This window comes from Sphaerimonospora cavernae, from assembly GCF_042435035.1.
Lineage (GTDB): Bacteria > Actinomycetota > Actinomycetes > Streptosporangiales > Streptosporangiaceae > Sphaerimonospora > Sphaerimonospora cavernae.
Genome location: NZ_JBHMQT010000025.1, coordinates 22,514 through 33,530 on the forward strand (window position 1 = coordinate 22,514; position 11,017 = coordinate 33,530).

General features: G+C 69.8%; 8 protein-coding genes. 2 read left to right on the plus strand and 6 right to left on the minus strand.

Annotation, left to right across the window (positions count from 1 at the left end; genetic code table 11):
- Nucleotides 1-13 precede the first annotated feature (13 nt).
- The 6 genes from ACFHYQ_RS12930 to ACFHYQ_RS12955 form a co-directional block, all read right to left on the minus strand.
- Complete coding sequence (locus tag ACFHYQ_RS12930) at nucleotides 14-796, minus strand: SDR family NAD(P)-dependent oxidoreductase (protein WP_394301362.1); 783 nt, start codon at nucleotides 794-796, stop codon at nucleotides 14-16.
- 16 nt (nucleotides 797-812) lie between these two features.
- Complete coding sequence (locus ACFHYQ_RS12935) at nucleotides 813-2,441, minus strand: flavin-containing monooxygenase (protein WP_394301363.1); 1,629 nt, start codon at nucleotides 2,439-2,441, stop codon at nucleotides 813-815.
- 81 nt (nucleotides 2,442-2,522) lie between these two features.
- A complete protein-coding gene (locus ACFHYQ_RS12940; RefSeq protein WP_394301364.1) occupies nucleotides 2,523-4,757 on the minus strand; it encodes an arylsulfatase in 2,235 nt (744 codons plus the stop codon).
- Nucleotides 4,754-5,536, minus strand: a complete 783-nt coding sequence (locus tag ACFHYQ_RS12945; protein WP_394301365.1) for an SDR family NAD(P)-dependent oxidoreductase — start codon at nucleotides 5,534-5,536, stop codon at nucleotides 4,754-4,756. Before ACFHYQ_RS12945 ends, ACFHYQ_RS12940 begins: the two co-directional genes overlap by 4 nt.
- Before the next feature lie 194 nt (nucleotides 5,537-5,730).
- Nucleotides 5,731-6,768, minus strand: a complete 1,038-nt coding sequence (locus tag ACFHYQ_RS12950) for a phosphotransferase family protein (RefSeq protein ID WP_394301366.1) — start codon at nucleotides 6,766-6,768, stop codon at nucleotides 5,731-5,733.
- 97 nt (nucleotides 6,769-6,865) lie between these two features.
- Nucleotides 6,866-7,450, minus strand: a complete 585-nt coding sequence (locus ACFHYQ_RS12955; protein WP_394301367.1) for a TetR/AcrR family transcriptional regulator — start codon at nucleotides 7,448-7,450, stop codon at nucleotides 6,866-6,868.
- A 479-nt stretch (nucleotides 7,451-7,929) separates the two neighbouring features.
- Here ACFHYQ_RS12955 and ACFHYQ_RS12960 point away from each other — a divergent pair, with 479 nt between their 5' ends.
- Nucleotides 7,930-9,537, plus strand: a complete 1,608-nt coding sequence (locus ACFHYQ_RS12960) for a DEAD/DEAH box helicase (protein WP_394301368.1) — start codon at nucleotides 7,930-7,932, stop codon at nucleotides 9,535-9,537.
- Nucleotides 9,538-10,962, plus strand: coding sequence for a hypothetical protein (locus ACFHYQ_RS12965; protein WP_394301369.1), 1,425 nt, complete (start codon nucleotides 9,538-9,540; stop codon nucleotides 10,960-10,962).
- Nucleotides 10,963-11,017: the final 55 nt, after the last annotated feature.

Genomic DNA, 11,017 nt, shown 5'->3' on the forward strand with positions numbered 1-11,017 from the left:
CCGGCACCAACGGTCAGGCGGTGACGTGGGGGATGGCGAGCAGGCCGGTGGTCCCCCCGTCCACCGGAACGGTGATGCCGTTGACGTACGCGGCCGCGTCACCGGCCAGGAAGGCGGCCACGTGGGCGATGTCCTGGTCGACGCCGAGGCGGCCCGAGGGGATCTGGCTGAAGTAGTCCTCGTCGGAGCCGGGCAGCGCGTTCAGCCACTGCCGGAAGCCGTGGGTGTCCATGGATCCGGGCGAGATCGCGACGGCCCGGATGCCGTACCGGCCGTACTCCGCGGCGACGCTGCGGGTCAACGCGATGATCCCCGCCTTGGCGGCCCCGTAGATCCCCAGCCCCGGCACCGCCCCGATGCCGCCGCCCGACGTCGTGGAGAGGATGACCCCGGACCTCTGTTCCATCATCACCGGCAGGGCCGCCCGCACCCCGTAGAACATCGACCCGAGGTTCAGTTCGACGATGTGGTGGAACTGCTCCGAGGTCACCTCGTGGACCGGAGCGGGGGTGGTGCCGCCCGCGTGGTTGAACATGACGTCGAGGCGGCCGTACCGCTCGACGGCGACGTCGACCAGGTGGGCGACCTGCTCCTGTACGGTCACGTCGGCGGAGACTGCCACGGCCGTCCCCCCGGAGCCGGTGATGGCGTCGACGGTGCCGGCCGCGGTCGCCGGGTCGATGTCGCTCACCACGACGCTCGCCCCTTCCGCGGCGAACAGTACGGCACTGGCCCGTCCGATGCCGCGGCCGGCTCCGGTGATGACGGCGACCTTGCCCCGCAACGACTCACGCATGTTCCGAACCTTTCGATCAGTGTGCCGGCGCGGGGCTGTGCGAGGTGAGCACGAAGCCCTCGTAGCCGTTCTCGGCGACTTCCTCGCAGACGCCGGCGTAGGTTCCGAGGCCGCGCACGTAGAGCATGAACGTGCGCGGCTTGCCCTCGATGTTCGCGCCGACGTACCAGGAGTTCGCGCGGGGGAAGAGGGTCTGGTCCGCCGCCTCCTGGACGTGGGCGGTCCACTTCGCGGCGGCGTCCGCGCGGGGCTCGATCCGGTTCGCGCCCGTCTCGTCGGCGTGATGGATCAGCTTGAGCAGCCAGTCGATCTGCATCTCGGCGGCGAGCACCATGTTCGCCAGCACGGCGGGCGATCCCGGACCGCTCACGATGAACAGGTTGGGGAAGTCCGGCACCTGGTAGCCCAGGTAGCTGACAGGTCCCTCGCGCCAGGCCTCGCGGAACGACGCCCCGCCGGTTCCCCGGATGTCGATGCGCTGCAGCGCCCCGGTCATCGCGTCGAAGCCGGTGGCGAAGATCAGGACGTCGAGTTCGTGGGCGGCGCCCTCGGTCTTGATCCCCCACTCGGTGATCCGGACGATCGGGTCCTTGCGCAGGTTCACCAGGGCGACGTTGTCCCGGTTGAACGTCTCGAAGTACCCCGAGTCGGTGCAGATCCGCTTCGTGCCGATCGGGTGGTCGTCCGGGATGAGGTCCCCGGCGGTCGCCGGGTCGTGCACGATCCGCCGGATCTTCGCTTCGAAGAAGTCCGCGGCGTAGCGGTTGGTCTCCTCGTTGACGTACTGGTCGGGGAAGGTCTTGCCGAAGAGCACGCCGCCCGTCGTCCACCCCTTCTCCAGCGCCGCCTGGCGCTCCTCGGGCGTGCAGTCGACGCCGTTCTTGGGGTAGGCGACGTACGGCGAGCCGCCGCCGCTGCGCCTGGACTTGCTGCGTCGCTCCGGATACTCCTCGCGGATCCTGACCTGGTCGGCCGGCGTGAAGTTCCGGTTCAGGGCCGGCACGCTGTAGTTCGGGGTCCGCTGGAAGACGGTGAGCTGCTTGGCCCGTGCCGCGAGCAGCGGGGTCGACTGGATCCCCGACGAGCCGGTGCCGATCAGGCCAACCCGTTTGCCGGCCAGGTCCGGCTCGGTGTGCGGCCACTCGGCGGTGTAGTAGACCTCGCCGGCGAAGTCGTCGACGCCGGGGATGGCCGGCTTGTTCGGCGCGGACAGCGACCCGGTGGCGCACAACAGATAGCGGGCCTCGAACTCTTCACCGCTTTCCGAGCACACCCGCCAGGTCGGGGTCCGCTCGTCGAAATGCGCGCTGACGGCACGGGTCTCCAGCCGGACGCTGCTGAGCAGGTCGAAACGCTCGGCCACGTACTCGATGTAGGCGAGGATCTCCGGCTGGGTGGCGTAGCGCTCGCTCCACTCCCATTCGTCCTGGAGCACCTCGTCGAAGGAGTAGGAGTAGTCGATGCTCTCCACGTCGCAGCGCGCGCCGGGGTAGCGGTTGTAGTACCAGGTGCCGCCGACGCCGGCACCGGCTTCGAGACAGAGAACGTCCAGGCCGGCCCGGCGTGCCGCGTGGATCGCGTACAGCCCGGCGAACCCGGCTCCGATGACCAGAACGTCCAAGCGGGGACGCGAGTCCGTGCTCATGCTTCACCTTTCAGAAGTTGTCGTCACGGCCATCGGGCCGAATGCTGCACTGGGGGCGTCGGGTGTCGTCACCTGGCGACCTCACTCGTGACGGAGCTCCACCGCCACCGGGACCGGCTGATCCTCGGCGTCGTCCGAGACGACGCTCTCGACGACCACGCGCTCGAGCACGCCCTGGAAGTCGAACGGCGGCCGGTAGTCGTCACTGACGGGAAAGCCGGTGTCGCATCCGACGAACAGGCCGGGGCCGCCGATCTGCCAGCGCGCCGGCAGCGGGCCGGGGACCGGAAGCTCAGCCACCTGCCGGCCGTGCCGGTGCAGGTGGAACACGCCGCCCGCGGCCGTCTTCCGGTAGGACAGCGTCACCTCGTGCCGGCCGGTTCCCAGCCGTTGCGGCGCGGACAGCCGGTGCTCGACGCCGGCGAGGTTGCACACCGCCACCATGCGGCCGTCGAGCAGATACCACGCCAGTCCCTGCGTCCAGTCGCCGACGGCGACGATCATGCCGTCGGCGGACGGCGTGCCGAGCTCGAGGTGCGCCGTCATCCGGAACCCCTCGGTGAGGACCGGGTGCAGGAACTCCGACACCGGTCCCCTCCCCGGCCGGTACACGACTCGCGGCGGTTGCCGGTGGGTGTCCGGGCGCGGCATCTGGGGTCTGAAGGAGTACCCGTCGTTGAGGGGCAGGACCTGGTTGCGGCCGGCCTCGGTCCGCCACATCTCGACGAGCCGGTCGACGATCTCCGGGTGCTCGTCGGCCAGGTCGCGGGTCTCCGCGAAGTCCTCCTCCAGGTTGAACAGTGACCACCGGTCGGTGTCGAAGTCGTGGCTGCCCGGGATCATCTCCCGTTCCAGGGCGGGCGTCGGCCCCACATGGTCGGTCCGGATCTGCCAGCCCCGGTGATACATCGAGCGCGATCCCGAGCATTCGAAGTACTGGCTGTCGCGCGGGGCGGGCGCCTGCGGATCGGCGAAGGTACGGCCGATGCTCGCGCCGTCGAAGGACATCTGTTCCACCCCGGCGAGCCGTTCGGGCGGCTCGATCCCGGCCGCCTCCAGCAGGGTGGGCATCAGGTCCACCGCGTGGCAGAACTGTCGGCGCACCTGGCCCCCGGAGGCGATCCCGGACGGCCAGTGGACCACCAGTGGCGTCCTGACCCCGCCCAGCGCGGTGAAGCGTTTCCAGAGCCAGAACGGGGTGTTGCCCGCCCACGCCCAGCCCCAGGAGTACTGCACGTATGATCTCGGGCCCGTCATCTCGTCGAGCCCGCCCAGCGTCAGCTCCCGGTTGGCGTCGCGGTCGATCCGCAGGCCGTGGTAGTTGAGCGATCCGTCCGGCCCGCCCTCGGAACTGGTCCCGTTGTCCGACACCAGCATGACGATGGTGTCGTCGAGCCGGCCGATCTCCCGCAGGTAGTCCAGCACCCGGCCGATCTGGGCGTCGGTGTGGCTCAGGTAGGCCGCGAAGATCTCCATCCCGCGTGCGCACACCCGGCGCTCTTGTTCGTCCATCTCCTCCCAGGGACGCACCCAGGGCGGCCTCGGCGTCGGCTCGGCGCCGGGAGGCAGGATGCCCAGCTCGCGCTGGCGCCGTACGACCGCTTCGCGCCAGACGTCCCAGCCCTGGTCGAATCGTCCCCGGTAGTGCTGGACCCACTGCTCGGGGGCCTGCAGCGGGGCGTGCATCGCGCCGGTGGCCAGGTAGACGAAGAACGGCTTGGCCGGGCAGTTCTGCTGCTGGTCGCGGATGAAGGCGATGGTCTCGTCGGCGAGGTCCTCGGTCAGGTGGTAGCCCTCCTCAGGACCGCGGGGCGGAGCGACGTAGGAGTTGTCCCGCACCAGCGTGGGCGTCCGCTGGGACGTCTCGGCGCTGAGGAACCCGTAGAAGCGCTCGAAGCCGAGCCCCAGCGGCCACCGGTCGTACGGCCCGGCGGGGTTGACCTCCCACCGCGGGGCAAGATGCCACTTACCGGCCGCGAACGTGCTGTATCCCGATGCCCTGAGCACCGCCGGCAGCGTGCCCGCCGCCGGAGAGATCTTCGCGCTGTAGCCGGGCTCCGGGCACGGGACGTCGGTCAGCCACCCCATCCCCACCCGATGGTGGTTGCGCCCGGTCAGCAGGGAGGCCCGGGTGGGCGAGCACAGGGCGGTCACGTGGAAGTTGTTGTACCGAAGGCCCTCGTCGGCCAGCCGATCGATGTTCGGGGTCTCGATGTCCGATCCGTAGCACCCCAGCTGGGCGAACCCGGTGTCGTCGAGGACGATCATCACCACGTTCGGCCGGCGCCCGGCCTGACCGTTCTGCGCCCCGGTCATGCCAGCGCCGCCATCGCGTCGTTCGCCGTCACGCCGCCGTCCACCATGATCGTGCTCCCGGTGACGAAGGAGGCCTCGCCGCTGAGAAGGAACCGGACGACGCTCGCGACCTCCTCAGGGCGTCCCACCCGCTTGAGCATGGCGAGCCCGGCCATCCGCCCGGCCCGGCCCGCGTCCTCCAGGCTGCGGCTGAGCATGGGGGTGGCGATGTATCCGGGGCACACGGCGTTGACCCGGACCCCGCGGGGTCCCAGTTCGGCCGCCAGAGAACGGACCAGACCGAGGACGCCCGCCTTGGAAGCGCTGTAGGACGGGATCGCGCCCTGCCCGACCAGGGCGTTGACCGAGCCGATCCCGACGACGCTCGACCCGTCTCGCGAGGTCAGGTCGGCGATCAGGGCGGCGGTGAGGAAACCGAACGCGGTGAGGTTGACCTCCAGCACCCGCCGCCACGCCTCGGCGCTCAGCCGGGACATCGGGGTGGAGTCGACCACCCCGGCGCAGTGGACGAAACCGCCGATCGGCCCGACCACGCTCCGGGCGGCGTCCAGCGCCCCGGCGTACAGCTCCGGCTTCGACACGTCCACCGCCGCCGCCAGAACCGGGACCTCGGCCGCCGCTTCCAGCCGGGCGCCGGCCTCGGTCACCGCCGCGGGATCCAGGTCCCACAGGACCACCGGCCGGCCGCAGGCCGCGATCGCGGCCGCACACGCCGCTCCGATGCCGGAGGCGGCGCCGGTCACGAGCACCGGCGAGTCGGGTGAGGGCTGCGGATTCATGGTTGTGCTCCCTCGGGTCCAGCGAGATGTGAAAGCAACCTAGCAAGCGCTTGGTGAAAGGTCAACGATCGACCGGCTCCGTCCAGATCCATTCGGCCGCTCGATCGGGGTCCCCGACATCGCGCCCAAGGTAAGAGCAGCCGGCCCCGCCGTCCGGAGCATCCCGTTGAGCGAGATGCTCGCGGCGTTCGGCGTCAGCGCAGCCGGGAGGCGTACCGCCAGGCCTGGGCGGCCAGTCCGGCCGCCTGCTCGCCGAACGACTCCGGGCTCCGATCGGTGGCGCCCATCGCGCCGGAGAGCATGCGGGTGTAGACGTTCTCCACGATGCAGGCGGTTTTCCACCAGTTGAAGGCCAGGTAGTAGTCCACCGGGGCGGGGTCGACGCCGAGGCCGGCGAAGTACCGGGCGCACAGGTCGTCCCGGGAGGCGAATCCGGCCAGTCCGGTCGGCGGGGTGTGCAGCGCGGTGTGCGCGTCGCCGGGCTCGGCCCAGTAGACCAGGAACTGTCCGAGGTCGGCCAGCGGGTCGCCGATCGTGGTGAGCTCCCAGTCGAGGATGCCCAGCACCGTGCCTCCGGTGTCGAGCAGGCAGTTGTCCAGCCGGAAATCGCCGTGCACGATCCCGGTCCGCCGCTGCTCTGGAATGTGCTCCACCAGCCGGGCGTGGGCCCGCTCGAGGTCCGGAAGCGGGCGGATGGTCGTCTTGCGCCAGTTGTCGTGCCAGCGGCGCAGCTGCCGGGCGAGATGGTCGCGCCGCTCGGCCAGGCCGCCCAGCCCGAGGCGGGCCGGGTCGACCGAATGCAGGGCGGCCATGGCGTCGATCAGCGCCGGACCGATCCGCCCGCGGTCACCGACCGGGAAGGCCGCTTCCACGCCGGCCGGGTCGCGCAGCACCAGGCCGTCCAGGTGCTCCATCACGACGAACGGGGCCCCGGTGACAGCGGGGTCCTCGCACACCGCGAGGACGGCCGGCACCGGCATCTCGCCCGCCACCGCACGGAGTATGCGGGCCTCGCGCAGGACGTCGTGCGCGTTCGCCGGATGGTCCCCCAGCGGCGGCCGACGCAGCACGAACCGTACGCCCGCGGCATCGGTGACCAGGAACGTCAGGTTGGACCGGCCCCCGGCCAGCCTGGAGAACTCGACCGGCGCCCGGAGCCCCGGGACATGGGCGGCGAGCCAGCCGCCCACCGCGGCGGACAGTCCCAGGCCGGTCTGGACGACATGACTCATCGGCTGCTCCCGGAGACGAACGTCAAGGCATAAGCGCTGCGACTGAATGTAGCAAGCGCTTGGTTGAATTGCCAGGGCGGCCGGTGACCACCGGCTCTCAGCGCGGGCTCAGACCGTGCAGGAAGAGGGAGACGATGTCGTCGGCGAACCGTTCCGGGGAGTACTGCTCCGTGGGCTTGAACCAGCGGACCGAGAGCCAGAGCGCGTCACGGATCAGCCGGTACATGACGCGTGGTGAAATGTCCGAACGAAAGTCCCCGGAGGCGACACCGGCCTCGAGAACACCGACCCAGGTCTCATGGATGACGCCGGCGGCGCGTTTGATCTGATCGAAGGACGGCAGCGAGGGCAGGTGATTGCCGCTGTTCTGATAGAGCTCGCTGGCGTGCGGGTGTGCCTCCATCACCACCAGCGAGCCGCGGATGAGTTCGGCCAACTGCGTGCGCGGACCGGAGACCTCCGCCATGATCTTCTCGTACCGAGACGTGAGGTCGTCCAGGTAGCTGGTCACAATCGCGTCCACCATCTCGTCCTTGGACTTGAAATGGTGGTAGAGGCTGCCGGAAAGCATCCCGACGGCGTCGGCGATCTCCCGTACGGTCGTCGACGCGATCCCTTTGCCGGCGAACATGGCGGCCGCCTGCTGGAGAATGGCGGTCCGGCGGTCCGGCGTCTCAGCCATCTCACTCCCTTCCGATCTGGAACGGCGGCCTCGGGAAGTGCTTGGACGTACCCCCATGTCGCCAATCAAGCGCTTGTTATATCACACTCCGAGATCGAGGAGTAAGGATCGACCAGTTCGCGTATGCCCCAGGCGGAGCCGTAAGCGGTCAGCAGATCGAGGAAGGGCCTTCTAGGCGCTGGTCGATGCCGTACGGCGGAGGTCGGCGATGATCTCCTCGGGCAGGGGATCTTCCTCGGCTTCGTCGGTGGCCCGCTCCAGCAAGTCGCCGGAGCCGGCGAGAACACCCCGTCATGCCGAGTGGCCGCTCCATGTACGGCCTGCGCGTCGGCGCCTCGGCCACCACCCTCGGCCCCGAACCGGTTACGCACCGACTCCAAACCTCGCTAGGCTTAACCCTCCCCGATCTTCTCCCCGAACCTTTCTCGCCGAGAGACTCACCTATGCCGCTCAGCCTCTACCGGTCTCTGCTTGATCAGTTGAATCGTCCGGTGAACCCGGATCGCGCTTCGCTCGTGCAGGATGCCGCCGATGTGTGGAACCGGCCGGGATTCGACACCCTTCTCTCGGTCCCGAGGCTGGGCTTCGAGCCGTTCGACTACCAGGTCGCTGCCGCGAAAACGGTGCTGCGCCGCATGCGGGGACGGGCCATCCTGGCCGATGAGGTGGGCCTGGGCAAGACGATCGAGGCCGGGCTGGTCCTGTCGGAGCTGCGCGCCCGCGGCATGGCTGCCCGTTCACTCGTCGTCACCCCGGCAGGACTGGTCGGCCAGTGGGGCGAGGAGCTCGGACGCAAGTTCGGTCTCCCCACCACCGTGGCGACCGGCAAGGGCTGGGACCACGACGGATCCGTCGTGGTGGCTTCGCTCGCCACGGCCCGGCGCGATCCGCTGCGCTCCAGACTCACCGCCGAGCCATGGGACATCGTGATCATAGACGAGGCGCACCGGGTACGCGGCGCACGCAGCGCCTCGGGCAAGCTGGCCAGGGAACTCCGTGGCCGCCACTACCTGCTGCTGACCGCCACCCCCGTGGAGAACAAGCTCCAGGACCTGTACGAGCTGATCAGCATCGTCTCGCCAGGTCTGCTCGGCACAGCCGCCCAGTTCAAAACCAGGCACGGCGGCGGGGACACGCCGCGCAATCCCAGCGAGTTGCGGGCCCGGACCCGTGAGGTGATGGTTAGGCACCGCCGCAGCGAGGTGGCGGTGCTGCTGCCGCAGCGGCTCGCCGAGACCGCGCTGATCACACCTGCCGATGAGGAGGCCGCGTTCTACTCCGCCCTGCTGCGGCGGATCCGCTCCGAAGCCCGGGGTGCGGCGCACAGCCACCGGTTCACGCTGCGCAGCCTGGCCAAGCTGGCCGGTTCCAGTCCCGCCGCGGTCGCGCCCACCCTGGCCAAGATCGGCTGGGATGAGCTCGCCTCGGCGGCACAGGCCGTACAGCGGCATGAGAAGACCGCCGAGTTGCTGCGCCGGCTGAAGCCGTTCGTCGAGCGGGATGAGAAGGTCCTGGTCTTCACCGCCTACCGGCAGACGCTGGACGGCCTCACTCAGGCGCTGGCGGGGGAAGGGATCCCCGCCGCCGTCTACCACGGCAGCCTCTCCCGGCACGACAAGGACAAGGCGGTCGCGTCGTTCCGCGACGAAGCGCCGGTGCTGCTGTCCACCGAGTCCGCGGGCGAAGGCCGGAACCTGCAGTTCTGCCACGTAATGATCAACATGGACCTGCCGTGGAACCCGATGCAGATCGAGCAGCGGCTGGGCCGGCTGCACCGGGTCGGCCAGACCCACGACGTGCTCCTCACCAACCTCGTCGCCCGCGGCACGATCGAGCAGCGCATCCGGCATGTCCTCGAAAGGAAGATCAACCTGTTCGAACTGGTCGTCGGGGAGCTCGACATGATCCTCGGCCGGGTCGACGACGACTTCGACTTCGAGGCCTCGGTCTTCGACGCGCTCGTCGCGGCTGGAGACGATGACGACTTCGGAGCCCGGCTGGAATCACTCGGCGATGATCTGGCGCGGGCCCGCGCCGACTACCTGGCGGGCCGGGGCTCGATCGACGCTCTCGTAGGCGAGGACTGAATGACAACCGATTCGGGGCTGCGTTTCTGGCTGCGCTATGTCGAGGCGGAAGGCGGACTGGCCGAGCCGGTGATCGACGGCAGCCTGGTGTTGCTGCCACCGGCACTCGCGGCGGAGTTCGACCTTCCTGGTGAGCTGACGGTCACCTCCGACCCTGACGCGGCCCGCGAGGACGGCCTGACCTTCCTGGCGACCGGGCATCCCGCGCCCACCCGGGCCGCGGACCTGGTGCTGGCTCAGGGAGACGCCGGGATCGTCGGGCTCACTCCGCCCGCCTCCGTACCACCCAACGCGGACGTGTTGCTGGCCGCGGCCCGCGACCAGTTCCCCGTCGACCATGGCCGGATCGACCCGGCCGGTTCCCCGGCCGCGACAGTACGCCCGATGCTGCGGGTCGGCGTGCTGATCAGTTACTCTCTCTCAGCTGAAGATCACTTCCAGGAGCGAGCGGAGTGCTGGCTGGACGTGCGCTCCAGGCTGCCCCTTCCAGACGCCTGGGTGTCCAGGCTCGTGCGGCTTCCGCCTGCCGAGAAACCGCGGATGGATCTGCCCGGTGGGCTGGAGGAGGCGCTCACCGAAGCGCATCAGATCATCGAGACCACCGCACGCGCCCGGCGCGGCACGCTCGCCGGGCAGTCCCGGACGGCGTTCAGGCAGGAACAGCAGCGAGCCCGCGACTACTACGACGACCAGATCGCCTCCGTCGAGAACCGGCTCCGCGGCGCCGACGAGGAGCGGGCCGCCATCCTGACCGCGCGGCTCACGGCCACGCGGGAGGAACGGGCCCGGCGGCTCACCGAGATCGCCGAGAAATACCAGGCCCACCATGAGATCCGGCCGTACCGGCTGCACGTCGTCCAGGTGCCGGCGATCCGGTTCCCCGTCGACGTGTTACGCGGCTCCCGGCGCTATCCGCTGGTGCTCGACTACCTGACCCCGATCGGGGCGTTCGCCGCATTGCGCTGCCCAAGCTGCGACAAGCCGGAACCACTGGTGGCCTCGAAAACCAAGCTGGGCTGCGAGTCCTGTCTGGCCAAGCCGGCGGAACCCGTGACATCTCCCCCGCCGGTCAACCGCGTCGCGGCGAAACCCGCCGGAGCTGCCCCCTCTGCACCGGCCAAGGCCACACCACCGGTCGAATCGGCCACGAAACCGGCGGAGGCCGCGCCTCCGCCGCAGCCCGCGGCGAAACGACAGAAAGTCCTGCCGCCCAAGGTGAAGGCGCAGGCCGTACCGAAGGCGGGTGAGAAACTCGCCCGGGAATTCTGGACGGCTACCACCCGGAGCGGCCCCGCCCTATCTAGCCTGCTCATGCCGGACTCTCCGGCCGCCACCCTGTTCCGGCTGTACGGCACAGACGGCCCCGGCATGCTCCTCGGCACCAAGACAGCTGTCACGCGCTGCACGACGGTCGCCTGCTCCTAATGAGTGTTAGAGAGTCGCCATCCGGCAGACTCGGGACTGGTAGCCACCGGTAGGT

Bases quoted from the DNA above. Each gene is read 5' to 3' on its own strand.
- ACFHYQ_RS12935 (WP_394301363.1), bottom strand. From the start codon at position 2,441: ATGAGCACGGACTCGCGTCCCCGCTTGGACGTTCTGGTCATCGGAGCC.
- ACFHYQ_RS12940 (WP_394301364.1), bottom strand. From the start codon at position 4,757: ATGACCGGGGCGCAGAACGGTCAGGCCGGGCGCCGGCCGAACGTGGTG.
- ACFHYQ_RS12930 (WP_394301362.1), bottom strand. From the start codon at position 796: ATGCGTGAGTCGTTGCGGGGCAAGGTCGCCGTCATCACCGGAGCCGGC.
- ACFHYQ_RS12950 (WP_394301366.1), bottom strand. From the start codon at position 6,768: ATGAGTCATGTCGTCCAGACCGGCCTGGGACTGTCCGCCGCGGTGGGC.
- ACFHYQ_RS12945 (WP_394301365.1), bottom strand. From the start codon at position 5,536: ATGAATCCGCAGCCCTCACCCGACTCGCCGGTGCTCGTGACCGGCGCC.
- ACFHYQ_RS12965 (WP_394301369.1), top strand. From the start codon at position 9,538: ATGACAACCGATTCGGGGCTGCGTTTCTGGCTGCGCTATGTCGAGGCG.
- ACFHYQ_RS12955 (WP_394301367.1), bottom strand. From the start codon at position 7,450: ATGGCTGAGACGCCGGACCGCCGGACCGCCATTCTCCAGCAGGCGGCC.